Source organism: Streptomyces sp. NPDC056452 (genome assembly GCF_042796085.1).
GTDB lineage: Bacteria > Actinomycetota > Actinomycetes > Streptomycetales > Streptomycetaceae > Streptomyces.
Genome location: NZ_JBHTRI010000030.1, coordinates 74,844 through 90,103, shown reverse-complemented (window position 1 = coordinate 90,103; position 15,260 = coordinate 74,844). Strand labels below are relative to the sequence as shown.

General features: G+C 71.0%; 17 protein-coding genes. 12 read left to right on the top strand and 5 right to left on the bottom strand.

Going from position 1 to position 15,260, the window contains the following annotated elements; genetic code table 11:
• Nucleotides 1–3 precede the first annotated feature (3 nt).
• The 3 genes from deoC to ACFQ6X_RS26700 are packed head-to-tail and all read left to right on the top strand — an operon-like array spanning nucleotide 4 to nucleotide 3,288.
• Complete coding sequence (deoC, locus tag ACFQ6X_RS26710; RefSeq protein WP_307125297.1) at nucleotides 4–951, top strand: deoxyribose-phosphate aldolase; 948 nt, start codon at nucleotides 4–6, stop codon at nucleotides 949–951.
• 5 nt (nucleotides 952–956) lie between these two features.
• A complete protein-coding gene (locus tag ACFQ6X_RS26705; protein ID WP_383184992.1) occupies nucleotides 957–2,393 on the top strand; it encodes an aldehyde dehydrogenase family protein in 1,437 nt (478 codons plus the stop codon).
• Nucleotides 2,386–3,288, top strand: coding sequence for an aldehyde dehydrogenase family protein (locus ACFQ6X_RS26700; protein WP_383184991.1), 903 nt, complete (start codon nucleotides 2,386–2,388; stop codon nucleotides 3,286–3,288). The genes ACFQ6X_RS26705 and ACFQ6X_RS26700 overlap by 8 nt, the downstream gene beginning before the upstream one ends.
• Before the next feature lie 84 nt (nucleotides 3,289–3,372).
• Here ACFQ6X_RS26700 and ACFQ6X_RS26695 read toward each other — a convergent pair whose 3' ends face one another.
• Nucleotides 3,373–3,789, bottom strand: coding sequence for a hypothetical protein (locus ACFQ6X_RS26695; RefSeq protein WP_383184989.1), 417 nt, complete (start codon nucleotides 3,787–3,789; stop codon nucleotides 3,373–3,375).
• 63 nt (nucleotides 3,790–3,852) lie between these two features.
• On the opposite strand from ACFQ6X_RS26695, the gene ACFQ6X_RS26690 reads away from it, so the two are divergent.
• A complete protein-coding gene (locus ACFQ6X_RS26690) occupies nucleotides 3,853–4,575 on the top strand; it encodes a uridine kinase (RefSeq protein WP_383184987.1) in 723 nt (240 codons plus the stop codon).
• A 149-nt stretch (nucleotides 4,576–4,724) separates the two neighbouring features.
• On the opposite strand, the gene ACFQ6X_RS26685 is transcribed toward ACFQ6X_RS26690, so the two are convergent.
• Nucleotides 4,725–5,501, bottom strand: coding sequence for a SigE family RNA polymerase sigma factor (locus ACFQ6X_RS26685; RefSeq protein ID WP_383184986.1), 777 nt, complete (start codon nucleotides 5,499–5,501; stop codon nucleotides 4,725–4,727).
• A gap of 203 nt (nucleotides 5,502–5,704) precedes the next feature.
• On the opposite strand from ACFQ6X_RS26685, the gene afsQ1 reads away from it, so the two are divergent.
• The 5 genes from afsQ1 to ACFQ6X_RS26660 all read left to right on the top strand — a co-directional run bounded on the left by afsQ1 (nucleotide 5,705) and on the right by ACFQ6X_RS26660 (nucleotide 9,523).
• Nucleotides 5,705–6,382 (top strand): two-component system response regulator AfsQ1, encoded by a 678-nt coding sequence (afsQ1, locus tag ACFQ6X_RS26680; RefSeq protein WP_198959609.1) that lies wholly within the window; start codon nucleotides 5,705–5,707, stop codon nucleotides 6,380–6,382.
• Nucleotides 6,379–7,911, top strand: a complete 1,533-nt coding sequence (locus ACFQ6X_RS26675) for an ATP-binding protein (RefSeq protein WP_383184984.1) — start codon at nucleotides 6,379–6,381, stop codon at nucleotides 7,909–7,911. Before afsQ1 ends, ACFQ6X_RS26675 begins: the two co-directional genes overlap by 4 nt.
• Entirely contained in the window at nucleotides 7,908–8,561 is a 654-nt protein-coding gene (locus tag ACFQ6X_RS26670) for a hypothetical protein (protein ID WP_383184983.1), read from the top strand. Before ACFQ6X_RS26675 ends, ACFQ6X_RS26670 begins: the two co-directional genes overlap by 4 nt.
• 94 nt (nucleotides 8,562–8,655) lie before the next feature.
• Complete coding sequence (locus ACFQ6X_RS26665) at nucleotides 8,656–9,228, top strand: VanZ family protein (RefSeq protein WP_383184981.1); 573 nt, start codon at nucleotides 8,656–8,658, stop codon at nucleotides 9,226–9,228.
• A gap of 91 nt (nucleotides 9,229–9,319) precedes the next feature.
• Complete coding sequence (locus tag ACFQ6X_RS26660) at nucleotides 9,320–9,523, top strand: PspC domain-containing protein (protein WP_383184979.1); 204 nt, start codon at nucleotides 9,320–9,322, stop codon at nucleotides 9,521–9,523.
• Between the two features lie 90 nt (nucleotides 9,524–9,613).
• On the opposite strand, the gene ACFQ6X_RS26655 is transcribed toward ACFQ6X_RS26660, so the two are convergent.
• Both ACFQ6X_RS26655 and ACFQ6X_RS26650 read right to left on the bottom strand, forming a co-directional pair.
• Complete coding sequence (locus tag ACFQ6X_RS26655) at nucleotides 9,614–9,922, bottom strand: hypothetical protein (RefSeq protein ID WP_356428251.1); 309 nt, start codon at nucleotides 9,920–9,922, stop codon at nucleotides 9,614–9,616.
• 134 nt (nucleotides 9,923–10,056) lie between these two features.
• A complete protein-coding gene (locus ACFQ6X_RS26650; protein ID WP_383184978.1) occupies nucleotides 10,057–11,211 on the bottom strand; it encodes an adenosine deaminase in 1,155 nt (384 codons plus the stop codon).
• Nucleotides 11,212–11,325: 114 nt separating this feature from the next.
• Between ACFQ6X_RS26650 and ACFQ6X_RS26645 the strand changes: the two genes are divergently transcribed.
• Nucleotides 11,326–12,084, top strand: coding sequence for an alpha/beta hydrolase family protein (locus tag ACFQ6X_RS26645; RefSeq protein ID WP_383184976.1), 759 nt, complete (start codon nucleotides 11,326–11,328; stop codon nucleotides 12,082–12,084).
• 28 nt (nucleotides 12,085–12,112) lie between these two features.
• Here ACFQ6X_RS26645 and ACFQ6X_RS26640 read toward each other — a convergent pair whose 3' ends face one another.
• Entirely contained in the window at nucleotides 12,113–13,066 is a 954-nt protein-coding gene (locus ACFQ6X_RS26640; protein ID WP_383184975.1) for a LysR family transcriptional regulator, read from the bottom strand.
• A gap of 62 nt (nucleotides 13,067–13,128) precedes the next feature.
• Here ACFQ6X_RS26640 and ACFQ6X_RS26635 point away from each other — a divergent pair, with 62 nt between their 5' ends.
• Nucleotides 13,129–14,439 carry an MFS transporter gene (locus tag ACFQ6X_RS26635; protein WP_383184973.1) on the top strand — a complete coding sequence of 437 codons (1,311 nt, stop codon included), beginning with the start codon at nucleotides 13,129–13,131 and terminating at the stop codon, nucleotides 14,437–14,439.
• An 86-nt stretch (nucleotides 14,440–14,525) separates the two neighbouring features.
• On the top strand, nucleotides 14,526–15,245 hold the full coding sequence (locus ACFQ6X_RS26630; protein WP_383184971.1) for a L,D-transpeptidase: 720 nt from the start codon (nucleotides 14,526–14,528) through the stop codon (nucleotides 15,243–15,245).
• Nucleotides 15,246–15,260 lie beyond the last annotated feature (15 nt).

The window sequence follows — 15,260 nt, the reverse complement described above, 5'->3', positions numbered from 1 at the left end:
ACCATGCCCACCACTGCACCTGCATTCGCCGACGCGACGGCGTCCGACAGTGCGCTGCGCCGCTTCCTGCACGGGCTGCCCGGCGTCGACACCGTCGGCCTCGAAGCGCGCGCCGCCTCTCTCGGTACCCGATCGATCAAGACGACTGCCAAGGCGTACGCCATCGATCTCGCCATCTCGATGATCGACCTGACGACGCTGGAAGGCGCGGACACCCCGGGCAAGGTCCGGGCTCTCGCCGCCAAGGCCGTCAACCCCGACCCCACCGACCGCACGACCCCGCGCACCGCCGCGGTCTGCGTCTACCCCGACATGGCGGCGACCGCCGCCGCAGCACTGGCCGGCTCCGGAGTGAAGGTGGCGTCCGTGGCGACGGCCTTCCCCGCCGGGCGCGCCGCGCTGGACGTCAAGCTCGCGGACGTCCGCGACGCCGTGGCGGCAGGGGCCGACGAGATCGACATGGTGATCGATCGCGGCGCCTTCCTCTCCGGCCGTTACCTGAAGGTGTACGAGGAGATCCTCGCCGTGAAGGCCGAGTGCGGCTCGGCCCGGCTGAAGGTGATCTTCGAGACCGGCGAGCTGTCCACGTACGACAACATCCGGCGGGCCTCCTGGCTCGGGATGCTGGCGGGAGCGGACTTCATCAAGACCTCGACCGGCAAGGTCGGGACCAACGCCACACCGGCGAACACGCTGCTGATGCTGGAGGCCGTGCGCGACTTCCGGGAGCAGACCGGGGTGCAGATCGGTGTGAAGCCCGCGGGCGGCATCCGCACGTCCAAGGACGCGATCAAGTTCCTGGTCCTGGTGAACGAGACGGCGGGCGAGGACTGGCTGGACAACCACTGGTTCCGCTTCGGCGCCTCCAGCCTGCTGAACGACCTGCTGATGCAGCGCCAGAAGCTCAGCACCGGCCGTTACTCCGGCCCCGATTACGTGACGGTGGACTGATCCCCATGGCATCTGTATTCGATTACGCACCGGCTCCGGAGTCCCGCTCCGTCGTCGACATCGCCCCCTCGTACGGCCTGTTCATCGACGGCGAGTTCACCGAGGCCGCCGACGGCAAGGTCTTCAAGACGGTCAGCCCGTCGTCCGAGGAGGTGCTCTCCGAGGTCGCCAGGGCCGGCGCCGAGGACGTGGACCGGGCCGTGAAGGCCGCCCGCAGGGCGTTCGAGAAGTGGTCGGCGCTGCCCGGCTCCGAGCGCGCCAAGTACCTGTTCCGGATCGCCAGGATCATCCAGGAGCGCTCCCGCGAACTGGCCGTCCTGGAGACCCTGGACAACGGCAAGCCGATCAAGGAGACCCGCGACGCGGACCTCCCGCTCGTCGCCGCGCACTTCTTCTACTACGCGGGCTGGGCCGACAAGCTCGACCACGCCGGGTACGGGGCCGACCCGCGCCCGCTCGGAGTGGCCGGACAGATCATCCCGTGGAACTTCCCGCTCCTGATGCTCGCGTGGAAGATCGCCCCGGCGCTCGCCACCGGCAACACGGTCGTGCTGAAGCCCGCGGAGACGACCCCGCTCTCCGCGCTCTTCTTCGCCGACATCTGCCGCCAGGCGGGCCTGCCCAAGGGTGTCGTCAACATCCTGACGGGGTACGGGGACGCGGGTTCGGCGCTCGTCGAGCACCTCGACGTCAACAAGGTCGCCTTCACGGGATCGACCGCGGTCGGCAAGGCCATCGCCCGCCAGATCGCCGGCACGGGCAAGAAGGCCACGCTGGAGCTGGGCGGCAAGGGCGCCAACATCGTCTTCGACGACGCGCCCGTCGACCAGGCCGTCGAGGGCATCGTCAACGGGATCTTCTTCAACCAGGGGCAGGTCTGCTGCGCGGGCTCGCGGCTCCTCGTACAGGAGTCCGTCCAGGACGAGGTGCTGCACTCCCTCAAGCGCCGTCTGTCCACGCTCCGTCTCGGCGACCCGCTGGACAAGAACACCGACATCGGCGCGATCAACTCCGAGGAGCAGCTCTCCCGGATCACCGCGCTCGTCGAGACGGGCGAGGCGGAGGGCGCCGAGCGCTGGTCCGCCCCGTGCGAACTGCCGTCCTCCGGCTACTGGTTCGCACCGACCCTGTTCACCGGCGTCACGCAGGCGCACCGGGTGGCCCGCGACGAGATCTTCGGTCCGGTGCTGTCGGTGCTCTCCTTCCGTACGCCGGACGAGGCCGTCGCCAAGGCCAACAACAGCCAGTACGGCCTCTCGGCGGGCATCTGGACGGAGAAGGGCTCCCGCATCCTCGCGGTGGCGAACAAGCTCCGTGCGGGCGTCGTCTGGGCCAACACGTTCAACAAGTTCGACCCGACCTCGCCGTTCGGCGGATACAAGGAGTCGGGCTTCGGCCGCGAAGGCGGCCGCCACGGTCTGGAGGCCTACCTCGATGTCTGACGGACGACTGAGCGTCTTCAAGACCTACAAGCTGTACGTCGGGGGCAAGTTCCCCCGCTCCGAGAGCGGCCGGGTGTACGAGGTGACGGACTCCAAGGGCAGGTGGCTGGCGAACGCCCCGCAGTCCTCCCGCAAGGACGCGCGCGACGCCGTCGTGGCGGCGCGCAAGGCGTTCGGCGGCTGGTCGGGAGCGACCGCGTACAACCGCGGCCAGGTCCTCTACCGCGTCGCGGAGATGCTGGAGGGCCGCCGGGAGCAGTTCGTACGGGAGGTGGCGGACGCCGAGGGACTGTCGAAGTCCAAGGCGGCGGCCGTCGTCGACGCGGCGATCGACCGCTGGGTCTGGTACGCGGGCTGGACCGACAAGATCGGCCAGATCGTGGGCGGGGCGAACCCGGTCGCGGGGCCGTACTTCAACCTGTCCACCCCGGAGCCGACGGGTGTCGTCACGGTCCTGGCCCCGCAGGAGTCGTCGTTCCTGGGCCTGATCTCGGTGATCGCACCGGTGATCGCCACCGGTAACACGGCGGTCGTCATCGCCTCGGCCGACGCCCCGCTGCCCGCGCTCTCGCTGGGCGAGGTGCTGGCCACCTCGGACCTGCCGGGCGGTGTGGTGAACATCCTGTCGGGGAAGACCGCGGAGCTCGCCGCTCCGCTGGCGTCCCACCAGGACGTCAACGCGATCGACCTCACGGGTGCGGTCGCGGGCAGCGAGCTCGCGAAGGATCTGGAGATCGCGGCGGCGGACAACGTGAAGCGGGTTCTTCGTCCACAGGCTGTGGACGGCGCGGACTGGACCGCCGATCCGGGCACACGCCGTCTGACGGCCTTCCTGGAGACCAAGACGGTCTGGCACCCGACGGGCGCCCTGGGAGCCTCAGGCTCCTCGTACTGACCCCCGCCTGCCCCCTTGGGCACAGCACGCAGGGCCGCCCCCCGGGGCGGCCCTGCGTGCTGTGCGCGTGCTTCCGTGCGCGCGTCAGCCGGTGATCAGGCCGGTCACCTGTCCCACCACGGGCAGATCACCGAGCGCCGCGCCACTGGTCAGCGGGTCGGTGACGATGGCCGTCGTCACCGGCTTGAAGTCGGCGATCTGCGTACCCACGGCGTTGTCCAGCGGGTCCACCCCCGTCCCGGCCAGCGGGTCGAGCTGCAGATCGGTGATGGGCGCGACGGCACCGGCGAGCCCGTATCCGAGCGCGCTGGTCAGTGCGGGCGCCGCCGCGTCGCTGACCGCTCCGAGGGTGCTGTCCGCGCCGGTGGCCGGAGCGGCGGGCAGCGGTGCCGCCTGAGCCGCCGCACCTCCCGCACCGAGCGCCGCGCCCAGCGCGGTGAGGGTCAGACCGGCGCGCAGCAGGGCGCGGCGCCGGGGCTTGGAGAGTGCATGACGTGCCATGTTTTCCCACCTGATCGAGGCTGGTCGAGTAATCATTCGTGCGCGCAGAGTAGTTGAGGTGTGATGCTCGATACCAACAGGACCTCCCGGGGATCCCCTGCGCGGGTCAATGCCTCACACTTCTGTTCTGTGAGTTCCCAACCGATCCCCACGCGTGTCGTGCTGCTCGCCGGCCCCTCCGGCTCCGGCAAGTCCTCCCTCGCCGCCCGTACCGGTCTCCCGGTGCTGCGGCTGGACGACTTCTACAAGGAGGCCAACGACCCGACGCTGCCTCTGGTCACCGGCAGCACGGACATCGACTGGGACTCGGCGCGGTCCTGGGACGCGGACGGGGCGGTCGCCGCCATCGCCGAGCTGTGCCGCACCGGGCGTACGGACGTCCCGGTGTACGACATCGCCACGAGCTCCCGGGTCGGCCGTGAGGGACTCGACATAGAACGCACGCCCCTGTTCGTCGCCGAGGGCATCTTCGCCGCGGACATCGTGGAGCGCTGCCAGGAACTGGGCCTGCTCGCGGACGCGCTGTGCCTGCGCGGTCGCCCGTCGACGACGTTCCGGCGGCGGCTGCTGCGGGATCTGCGCGAGGGCCGGAAGTCGGTTCCGTTCCTGCTGCGCCGCGGCTGGCGCCTGATGCGGGCCGAGCGGCGCATCGTGGCCCGCCAGACCGCGCTGGGCGCGTACCCGTGCGGCAAGGCCGAGGCCCTGGGCCGCCTGGCCGCGGCCGCGGCGGGCCGCTGCCGCCGGACGACGGCGGCGGCAGCCTCACCGGCCCCGCCCGCGTCCTGAGGCTCCGGACCGCACCACTTCGGACCGCGCACGGCACAACGCAGCGGGGCCGGACAGGACCCCCCGGCCCGTCCGACCCCGCCACGCACTACCCCCGTACCGCCGCTTCCCCCGAAGCCGCGGCCCGTTCCCCCGTTCCCCCCTGCGCCTCAGGCCACCAGCTCGCCGAAGGACTCCTCCTCGTCACGGCCGAAGCTGAGGACCTCGTCCTCGCGCAGCCGGCGGAGCGACCGCCAGATGCTCGACTTCACCGTGCCGACACTGATGTCGAGGATGGACGCGATCTCCGGGTCCGTGCGGCCCTCGTAGTAGCGGAGGACCAGCATCGTGCGCTGGAGTTCCGGCAGCCGTGCGAGGGCCTGCCAGAGCACCGCCCGCAGCTCCGTGCCGCGCATCGCGTCCGTGTCGCCCACCGTCTCCGGCAGCTCCTCGGTCGGGTACTCGTTGAGCTTGCGCCTGCGCCAGGCGCTGATGTGCAGATTGGTCATGGTGCGGCGGAGGTATCCGCCGACCGCCGCCTTGTCACTGATCCTGTCCCACGCCCGGTACGTCGAGAAGAGGGCGCTCTGCAGCAGGTCCTCGGCCTCGAACCGGTCGCCGGTCAGGTGGTAGGCGGTCGCGTACAGGGAGGCGCGGCGCTCCTGGACGTAGGCCGTGAACGCCGCTTCGGCGTCCTCGGTCCGCTCCAGGGGCTTCCGCTCCCCCGTGGCCTCCCCGTACGCGGTTTCCCCGGTGGCCCCGTTTCCCCCGTGGCCCCCGTTTCCCCCCGTGGGCGCGTCGACCATCGTCAGATACGACGAGTGCTGACGCCCGGCGCCGCGGAAGCACCCCCGCCCTCCCCCGGCGCCGGACTTCTCCGGGCTCCGGCCGACGTCGTGGAGACGCGTGACAACTGCGCTTGAGGTGGTGCTGTGCAGTGCGTTCATCTCGCGCCCCCCGTCGGTGGAGTCCGTTCGTTCCCTGTGCCAATGAGCTTGCCGGGGCAGTTTCATGGCGCTGTCCCCCGACTGTCACAGGCCTGTCACAGGGCATGTTGACCGCGTCCCGGGGGCGTCGGAGTGCATGGGGAGACAGATCCAGTAGGGGGGTTTGTCGAACTGTGGCACCACCATGGGCCAGAATGACCTCCGTGCCTTTCCTGTTGCTGATCGAGGACGACGACGCCATCCGCACGGCCCTCGAACTCTCGTTGTCACGCCAGGGCCACCGTGTGGCCACCGCGGCGACGGGAGAGGACGGCCTGGACCTGCTCAGGGAGCAGCGGCCGGACCTGGTCGTGCTGGACGTGATGCTGCCCGGGATCGACGGTTTCGAGGTCTGCCGGCGCATCCGGCGGACCGACCAGCTGCCGATCATTCTGCTGACCGCGCGCAGCGACGACATCGACGTCGTGGTGGGACTGGAGTCCGGCGCGGACGACTACGTGGTGAAACCCGTACAGGGCCGGGTGCTCGACGCCCGTATCCGTGCGGTGCTGCGGCGCGGTGAACGCGAGTCCACCGACTCGGCGACCTTCGGGAGCGTCGTCATCGACCGCTCGGCGATGACCGTCACCAAGAACGGGGAGGACCTGCAGCTCACGCCGACCGAGCTGCGGCTCCTGCTGGAACTGAGCCGCAGGCCCGGTCAGGCCCTGTCCCGGCAGCAGTTGCTGCGCCTGGTGTGGGAGCACGACTACCTCGGTGACTCGCGGCTCGTGGACGCCTGCGTACAGCGGCTGCGCGCGAAGGTGGAGGACGTGCCGTCCTCGCCGACCCTGATCCGGACCGTGCGCGGCGTGGGCTACCGGCTGGACTCGCCTCAGTGAGCGATTCCGCGAAACGCTCCATACTCGCGGGTCTTCGCTGGACCAGCCTGCGGCTGCGGCTCGTTGTCGTGTTCGCGCTGGTGGCACTGACAGCCGCGGTGTCCGCGTCGGGCATCGCGTACTGGCTCAACCGCGAGGCCGTCCTGACGCGTACGCAGGACACGGCGCTCGGCGACTTCCGGCGGCAGATGCAGAACCGGGCGGCCTCGCTGCCGCTGCAGCCGACGGGCAGCGATCTGCAGGACGCCGCCGGGCAGATGGCGAGCAGCGGCCCCGGTTACCACGTGCTGCTGGTCGATTCCCACGACGGCAAGCCGATCGTCGGGTCCTCCGACATCGATGCCTTCACCAAGCTCGACGTACCCGCGTCGCTGCAGCGGCAGGTGAACAAGAAGCAGCCGCTGACGTCGAGCAACTCCCATGAGTACCACCTGTTCTGGCAGCGTACGAGCATCGGCGGCACGCCGTACCTGGTGGCCGGGACGAAGATCATCGGCGGTGGTCCCGCGGGCTACATGCTGAAGTCGCTGGACCAGGAGCGCCAGGACCTCAACTCGCTGGCCTGGTCCCTGGGTATCGCCACCGCGCTGGCCCTCGTCGGCTCGGCGCTCCTCGCGCAGGGCGCGGCAACGACCGTGCTGCGCCCCGTGCAACGGCTCGGGGACGCGGCCCGCAAGCTCGGCGAGGGGAAGCTCGACACCCGCCTCGTGGTCTCCGGCACCGATGAACTGGCCGATCTCTCCCGCACGTTCAACAGGACGGCGAGCTCGCTGGAGAAGAAGGTCGCGGACATGACCGCGCGGGAGGAGTCGAGCCGCCGGTTCGTCGCCGACATGTCGCACGAGCTGCGGACCCCGCTGACCGCGATCACCGCGGTCGCCGAGGTGCTGGAGGACGAGGCCGACAGCCTCGATCCGATGATCGCGCCCGCCGTGCACCTGGTGGTGAGCGAGACCCGGCGGCTGAACGACCTGGTGGAGAACCTCATGGAGGTCACCCGCTTCGACGCGGGTACCGCCCGGCTCGTCCTGGACACGGTCGACGTGGCCGACATGGTCACCGCCTGCATCGACGCACGCGCCTGGCTGGACGCGGTCGACCTGGACGCGGAGCGGGGCATGATGGTGCGGCTCGATCCGCGCCGGCTCGATGTGATCCTGGCGAATCTGATCGGCAACGCGCTCAAGCACGGCGGCTCGCCGGTGCGCGTGGCCGTGCGGGCCGACGACGACGAGCTGGTCATCGAGGTGCGGGACCACGGTCCGGGCATCCCCGAGGACGTCCTGCCGCATGTGTTCGACCGCTTCTACAAGGCGAGTGCCTCCCGGCCGCGTTCCGAGGGCAGTGGCCTGGGTCTGTCGATCGCGATGGAGAACGCGCACATCCACGGCGGTGACATCACGGCCTCGAACTCGCCGGACGGCGACGGGGCGGTGTTCGTGCTGCGGCTGCCGCGCGACGCGGAGCGGCTGACCGGCGCCCCCGGGGACGACGACCCGGACCGGAACGAGAAGGGCGGTGCGAAGTGATACGCAGCGACCGCGCGTACGACGCGCCCCGCACGGGATCCTCCAGGAGGGTCCCCGGCCGGGTGGCCGCCGCGCTCGCGGCCGTCGTGGCGTGTACGGCGCTGGCCGCCGGGTGCGGCATCAGGAGCACTTCCGTGCCGGTCGACGCGGGGGCGGCACCGTCCCGGATGCCGTGCCGTACGGCGGCGCCCGCGGCGACCGCGCAGCCGCTGGAGAGCATCCCGGTCCACATCTACCTGGTCTGCGCGTCGCAGCTGGTGACGGTGGAGCGCACGGTGGAGGTCGACGAGTCCAGCTCCGACCGGCTCCGCATGGCCCAGTCGCTGCTCGGCGAGCTCCAGCGGGTACCGACAGCCGAGGAGCGGCGCGCCGGCTTCTCCACGGATGTACCGACGGATCTGCGGGTCACCGCGGCGCGCAAGGGCGACCCGGAGGGCACGCTGCGCCTCAGCGAGCAGCCCGAGGACCTGCCCGCGGAGGCACTCGCGCAGGTGGTGTGCTCGTACGCGGAGAGCGAGCCGCTCAGCTCCGGGGGGTCGGTGCTCCTCGGCGGGCCCGGGAACTACACCCCACGGGGCTATCTCTGCACGACGGAGACGAAGAGCCGCCCGGGGAACGTGCCGACGCTGGGTGCGGTCGAGCTGTCCTGAGGGCGTGTCCGGGCCCGGTTCCGCCCTCCGTGCCGCTCGTCACAGATGCTTCCTGCCACCCGGCGGAACCGATCCTGCCGGTCGTGGCGTCTTGGTGCACGTGCGCCACAGTTCGGACGGCAGCGCCGTCATCCGCTTCCGCGCGGCGGGGGTCCTCCTCCTCCTCGCGCATCTGCTGTTCGTCGGCTGGCTGACGCTGCGCCCGCTGGACGTGCCCTGGGTGACGGCCGCGAATCTGCAGCCGTTCGCCGGAATCAGGGCGGACCTGGCGTTCGGCCCCGTCGAGGCGGCCCGCCGGATCGGTGAGGGGCTGCTGCTCCTGGCTCCGCTGGGCGTGCTGCTGCCGATGGCGGGGGGACGGCTGCTGGTCTCCCCGTGGGCCTCGCTGGCGCGGACCGTCGCGGCCGGGGCGCTGATCTCCATGGCCATCGAACTGGGCCAGACCGGGGTGCCGGGGCAGGTCGTCGACGTCGACTCGATGCTGCTGAACACCGTGGGTGTCGCGATGGCCCATCTGCTGGTGGTTCCGATGTCCCGGGCGCGCCTGCGCCGCGGGAACCGGGCCGGCGCCGGGGATCTGGCCCGCCTCAGGGACGAGGCCCGCTTCAGGAGCGAGGCTCCTCAGGGGTCGACCCCGACGATTTCCAGGGTCGGTATCGCCCCGTAGAGCGACGCTTTGCACCCCTTCGCGGAGCCACTATGGAGGTACCGGGAGCGCGACGGAGCCGCCCCCGCAACGGTTCGCGAAGGAGCCCACCATGGCCGCACTTGTCCGCCCCAGCGAGGGACGCATGATCGGTGGAGTGTGCGCGGCGCTGGCACGGCGCTTCGGCACCTCCGCACGGACCATGCGGATCATCTTCCTGGTCTCGTGCCTGCTTCCCGGCCCCCAGTTCCTGGTCTACCTGGCGCTGTGGCTGCTGCTGCCGTCGGAGAAGACCTCGTCCGCGACGGCCTGGTGACCGGCGGGACCACGGGGGTACGGAACACGGAGAACACGATGGGGCGCACACCCGGACCGGGTGCGCGCCCCATTCGCGTGTACGGGGCGGTCAGCCGCCGATCGGCAGGGCACCGAGCGGCAGGGCACCCGTCACGCCGCCCGCGGGGAGGCCGCCGAGCAGGTTGGTGCCCGGCGCCGAGACCTCGCTCCCGCCGCCCTGCTGGTTGAGGAGGCCGCTGGCCGCCTCCTGCACGGCAGGCAGCGCGTCAGTCACGGAGTCGAGCGCGACACCGGCCGGAAGCGCGCCGGCAGCGGCGTCGACGGGCAGGGCGACCGCGGAGGCACTTCCCGCACCGGCGGCAGCGAAAGCGGCACCGAGAGCGGCGACACCGAGGGTCCTGACAGCAGACTGCTTCATGTGAAATTCATCCTTGGGGAAGGGGATGTGAGCGGCTCTGCAACGTAGTCATTTCTCCGCCCTTCCCGCAAACATGCCAAGACACGGAAAACGGCCGGGATCCGAAGATCCCGGCCGTTCCCATTTCGGTGCCCTCAGCCTGCCATCGACGAAGAAGCGCTGGTCGTAGCCGTCTGACGGAAGAGCCACTCGGACTTCAGCTCCGCGTATCCCGGCTTGACGACGTCGTTGATCATCGCCAGACGTTCATCGAAAGGAATGAACGCTGATTTCATCGCATTGACTGTGAACCACTGCATGTCGTCGAGCGTGTATCCGAATGTCTCGGTCAGCCGCTCGAATTCCTGACTCATGCTGGTCCCGCTCATCAGCCGGTTGTCCGTATTCACCGTGGCGCGGAAATGCAGCTTCCGCAGCAGCCCGATGGGGTGCTCCGCGTACGAGGGCGCGGCACCGGTCTGGAGGTTGGAGGTCGGGCAGAGCTCCAGCGGGATCCGCTTGTCCCGTACGTAGGAGGCGAGGCGGCCCAGCGTCACGCTGCCGTCCTCGGCGATCTCGATGTCGTCGATGATGCGGACGCCGTGGCCGAGCCGGTCGGCACCGCACCACTGGAGGGCCTGCCAGATCGACGGCAGCCCGAAGGCCTCGCCCGCGTGGATGGTGAAGTGGTTGTTCTCGCGCTTGAGGTACTCGAACGCGTCGAGGTGCCGGGTGGGCGGGAAGCCCGCCTCGGCGCCCGCGATGTCGAAGCCGACGACGCCCAGGTCGCGGTAGCGGTTGGCGAGTTCGGCGATCTCCAGGGCGCGGGCGGCGTGCCGCATGGCGGTCAGGAGGGCGCCGATACGGATGCGGTGGCCGTTCGCGCGGGCCCGGCGCTCGCCCTCCCGGAAGCCCTCGTTGACCGCCTCGACGACCTCTTCGAGGGTCAGGCCGGCGGTGAGGTGCTGCTCGGGCGCGTACCGTACCTCGGCGTAGACGACGCCGTCCTCGGCGAGGTCCTCGGCGCACTCCGCGGCCACCCGGAACAGGGCGTCGCGTGTCTGCATGACGGCGCAGGTGTGGGCGAACGTCTCCAGGTAGCGCTCCAGCGAGCCGGAGTCCGCCGCCTCGCGGAACCAGATGCCGAGTTTGTCGGGTTCCGTCTCGGGCAGCGCGTCATAGCCTTGCGCGAGCGCCAGTTCGACGATGGTGCCGGGGCGCAGGCCCCCGTCGAGATGGTCGTGGAGGAGCACCTTGGGCGCGCGGCGGATCTGATCGGGTCCGGGGACATTCAGGGTCTGGCTCGTCATTGGGGCACTCTAGCGCCTACGCGCGTAGAGCGCGTGGTGGGCGCAGGCTGCCGATGCGTAACAGTGACCGCGATGTCGGGTGGAATACACCTGCCCTTCTGACACTGTTCTGTCATGGCACAGCGCGCACTTCCCCTGCCTGCTGCGAGGCTGGGACGGGCCGTCCACACGGCCGGAGCACCACCTGAGGTCAGCGGCGTGGTCCTGCTGCTCCCGGACGGCGAGACCCACTCACAGCGCCGCCCCTCCACCTTTTCGTACGCGGTACAGCTGCCGTTCGCCCGGATGCTGGCGCGGGCCGGGCAGGGCGACGGTCTCGCCGTGCACGTGGTGCACTACCGCCGGCGCGGCTGGAACGCGGACGGCGATCCGGTACCGGACGCGGAATGGGCCGCCGACGAGGCCGTGCGCCGCTACGGCGACATCCCCGTCTGCCTGGCCGGGCACGGGATGGGAGGCCGGGCGGCACTGCGTGCGGGCGGGCACCCCGCCGTCACCTCCGTACTGGCGATGGCTCCCTGGCTGCCCGGCCCGGACGCACCGGAGCCCGAGCCGGTGAAGCACCTGGCGGGGCGGCGGGTGCTGATCGTGCACGGCACGAACGACTCCCGGACGGATCCTGAGCTCTCCTACCGGCTGGCCGAGCGGACCAAGAAGGCCAACCGGGACACCTGCCGGTTCGAGGTCCACTCGGACGGTCACGCGCTGCGTCAGCACCGGGCCGAAGTGGTGGCGCTGGCCGCGGACTTCATCCGCGGCTCGCTGTTCGCCGGGTCGTACGCACGGCCGGTCGCCGACGCGTTCGCCGCGCCGCCGCCGCTGGGGCTGCGCATGCCGCTGGCCGCGGGGTTCGGGCAGTCGCTGCGGTACTGAGCGGCTGTGCGGCAGCAGGTGCCGCGCGTCAGTCCGGGAGCAGGTGCCCCCTGCGCGACAGCAGGAAGTGTTTGAAGGCGGCCACCGGCGGCGTGTCCGGGTGGCCGTCCAGCCATGCGACCCCGATCTCACGGGCCGCGCGCGGGGCCGTGACCGTCAGTTCGACCACGCCCGGCCTGGCGACCGCGGGCGGCGGGAGCAGGGCCACCCCGAGCCCGGCCGCGACCAGGCCCCGCAGCGTCTCGGCCTCCTCCCCCTCGAACGCGACACGGGGCGTGAAGCCGGCTTCCGCACAGAGGTCGTCGGTGATCCTCCGCAGGCCGTAACCGGGTTCGAGGGTGACGAACGTTTCGTCGGCGGCCTCCGCCAGCCGGATACGGCGGCGGCCCGCCAGCCGGTGGTCGTCGGGGACGACCAGCCGGAGCCGCTGCTCGTCCAGGCGGCGGGTCACGAGATCCGGCGCGTCGGGGACGGGCGAGGTGAGGCAGAGGTCGAGGTCGCCGGCGCGCAGGCGCTCGATCATCGCCTCGCCGTAGTTCTGGACGAGCTGGAAGCGGACCCGGGGGTGGTCGGCCCGGAAGGCGCGGATCAGGGCGGGCACCGTCTCGGAGCCCATCGTGTGCAGGAAGCCGAAGGCGACCTTGCCCGCCGTCGGGTCGGCGTCCGCCCGTACCGAGTCGGCGGCCTTCTCCACCTCGGCCAGGGCGCGTTCGGCGGAGCCGAGGAAGGTGCGGCCCGCCGGGGTGAGCGAGACGGTGCGGCCACGGCGGGCGAACAGTGCGACACCCAGGTCCTGTTCGAGCCTCACCATGGCCCGCGACAGCGTCGACTGCGGGACGCCGAGCTCGTGCGCGGCACGGGTGACGTGCTCGTGGCGCGCCACCGCTTCGAAGTACGCAAGGCGTGGCGCGAGCACGGAGCGAATGTCTTCTTCGTAACTACTCGGTGACAGCCGAGGCTGTGAGCTGTGTTGATGCACCATGGGAACGATTATGACGAGTTCATGCATTGGACGCATGAAACGCCGAGCTCTACGTTCGGGGTATGCCTCCTGCCAGTACCGGGGCGTCCACCATCGTGCTGGGCGCCTCGACTCCGTCATTGCCCGTCGCCGCCGTCCCCACCCCGGACCCGGACCGCCTCGAGCCGGGCCGTCCCGGCTACCGCCGGATGAGCTTCGCGCTGTTCGCCGCCGGGATCGCGACCTTCGCACTCCTCTACTCCACCCAGGCGCTGCTGCCCGCCGTCTCCGCTTCCTTCGGCGCCACGGCCGGCCAGGCGAGCTGGACGGTCTCCGCGGCGACCGGCGCGCTGGCGCTGTGCGTGCTGCCGCTGAGCGCCCTCTCGGAGCGCTTCGGGCGGCGCCAGATGATGACGGCCTCACTGACGGTCGCGGTACTGGTCGGGCTGCTCGTCCCGTTCGCGCCGTCGCTCGGCTGGCTGATCGCGCTGCGCGTGATCCAGGGTGCGGCGCTGGCCGGACTGCCCGCCTCCGCGATGGCGTACCTGGCCGAGGAGGTGCGGCCCAGGGCACTGGTGGCCGCGATCGGCCTGTTCGTGGCGGGCAACAGCATCGGCGGCATGAGCGGCCGGATCCTCGCCGGATGGGTCGCCCAGCTGTGGGGCTGGCGTGCGGCGCTCGGCGCGATCGGGCTGCTCGCCCTCGCCTGCGCGGTCGTCTTCCACTTCATGATCCCGAAGGCCCGTCACTTCACCCCCGGTTCGCTGAACCCGAGGGCCCTGGCGAAGACGGTCGGCGGACACCTCTCCGACCCCCTCCTGCGCCGCCTGTACGCGATCGGCGCCCTGTTCATGACGGTGTTCGGCGCGGTCTACACCGTGATCGGCTACCGGCTCGTCGGGGCACCGTTCAACCTCCCGCAGGGCATCGTCGGTTCGATCTTCCTGATCTACCTCGTCGGCACGCTCTCCTCGGCCGCGGCCGGCCGCCTGGTCGCCCGGCTGGGCCGCCGCGGGGCGCTCTACCTCGCCGTCTCCACGACGGCCGCGGGCCTGCTGCTCTCCCTGGCCGACGTGCTCGCCGCCGTCCTGCTCGGCCTGGTCCTGATCACGGCCGGCTTCTTCGCCGGGCACGCGGTCGCCTCGTCCTCGGTGAGCCGTACGGCGACGACCGGCCGCGCCCAGGCATCGGCGCTGTACCAGTCCGCCTACTACCTGGGCTCCAGCGCGGGCGGCACGCTCGGCGCCGTCGCCTTCCACACCGGGGGCTGGGCGGCCACGGTCGCACTGGGACTCCTCGCGGTCCTCGGCGTGGTCTCGATCACGCTGTACGGCACCCGGGCCGCACGGGCGGAGCGCCGCCTGGCCCTGCCGTCGGCAGCCATGCAGAACTGAGACCTTCGCACGCACAACCACCGCTCCTCCACGCGCGTCCAACAGGCGAAGACACAGCGCGGTCGCGCGAAGGGGAGCAGGCGTACATGACAATCTCGGGGAAGATACGCACCGGCGCGGGGACACGGCGCGGGGTCGCGCTGTCCGTCGCCGGTCTGGTGGCCGCACCGGCCATCGTCCTGGGCACCGGGACCTCCGCCCAGGCGGCCTCCTGTACGGCGGCCAAGGGGCCGTACCAGATCGAGGTCGAGCGGAACCTGAAGCTGCCCGCCGACGGCCGGCAGTCGACGGCCGACTGCAATGCGATCCGTTCGTACCAGGTGGCCAAGGGCATCACCCCCGCCATCGGGTACGCGGGGCCGGTCACCTGGCGCACGATGAAGACGATCGCCGCCCAGAAGGCGGCCGGGAAGAACCCCAACGCAGCGAAGAAGTGCCCCACGAACAAGGGGCGCATCGCGTGCGTGGACCTGACCAGGCAGCTGACCTGGATCCAGGACGGCAGCAAGCTGAAGTTCGGTCCGGTGCCGGTGCGGACGGGCCGCAACGGCGCGGAGACGCGGACCGGCGCACGCAAGGTCTACTGGCGCAGCATCAACCACTGGTCGACGCTCTACGACGTCCGTATGCCGTACGCGCAGTTCTTCGACGGCGGCCAGGCGTTCCACTCGGTCACCAAGTCCATGTACAACAACCCCGGCTCGGCGGGCTGCGTCAACATGCGCCCGGCGGACGCGAAGTCATACTGGAACCTGCTGAAGAACGGCGACGACGTCTTCGTGTACGGACGCAAGCCCGGCACCTGAGCAGCGGTTTCTCCG

What these genes read in the sequence shown, in the direction of transcription:
- ACFQ6X_RS26705 (WP_383184992.1), top strand. Translation starts at nt 957, where the DNA reads ATGGCATCTGTATTCGATTACGCACCGGCTCCGGAGTCCCGCTCCGTC.
- ACFQ6X_RS26690 (WP_383184987.1), top strand. Translation starts at nt 3,853, where the DNA reads ATGCTCGATACCAACAGGACCTCCCGGGGATCCCCTGCGCGGGTCAAT.
- ACFQ6X_RS26630 (WP_383184971.1), top strand. Translation starts at nt 14,526, where the DNA reads ATGACAATCTCGGGGAAGATACGCACCGGCGCGGGGACACGGCGCGGG.
- ACFQ6X_RS26700 (WP_383184991.1), top strand. Translation starts at nt 2,386, where the DNA reads ATGTCTGACGGACGACTGAGCGTCTTCAAGACCTACAAGCTGTACGTC.
- ACFQ6X_RS26660 (WP_383184979.1), top strand. Translation starts at nt 9,320, where the DNA reads ATGGCCGCACTTGTCCGCCCCAGCGAGGGACGCATGATCGGTGGAGTG.
- ACFQ6X_RS26655 (WP_356428251.1), bottom strand. Translation starts at nt 9,922, where the DNA reads ATGAAGCAGTCTGCTGTCAGGACCCTCGGTGTCGCCGCTCTCGGTGCC.
- ACFQ6X_RS26650 (WP_383184978.1), bottom strand. Translation starts at nt 11,211, where the DNA reads ATGACGAGCCAGACCCTGAATGTCCCCGGACCCGATCAGATCCGCCGC.
- ACFQ6X_RS26695 (WP_383184989.1), bottom strand. Translation starts at nt 3,789, where the DNA reads ATGGCACGTCATGCACTCTCCAAGCCCCGGCGCCGCGCCCTGCTGCGC.
- ACFQ6X_RS26640 (WP_383184975.1), bottom strand. Translation starts at nt 13,066, where the DNA reads ATGGTGCATCAACACAGCTCACAGCCTCGGCTGTCACCGAGTAGTTAC.
- ACFQ6X_RS26645 (WP_383184976.1), top strand. Translation starts at nt 11,326, where the DNA reads ATGGCACAGCGCGCACTTCCCCTGCCTGCTGCGAGGCTGGGACGGGCC.
- deoC (WP_307125297.1), top strand. Translation starts at nt 4, where the DNA reads ATGCCCACCACTGCACCTGCATTCGCCGACGCGACGGCGTCCGACAGT.
- ACFQ6X_RS26685 (WP_383184986.1), bottom strand. Translation starts at nt 5,501, where the DNA reads ATGAACGCACTGCACAGCACCACCTCAAGCGCAGTTGTCACGCGTCTC.
- ACFQ6X_RS26635 (WP_383184973.1), top strand. Translation starts at nt 13,129, where the DNA reads ATGCCTCCTGCCAGTACCGGGGCGTCCACCATCGTGCTGGGCGCCTCG.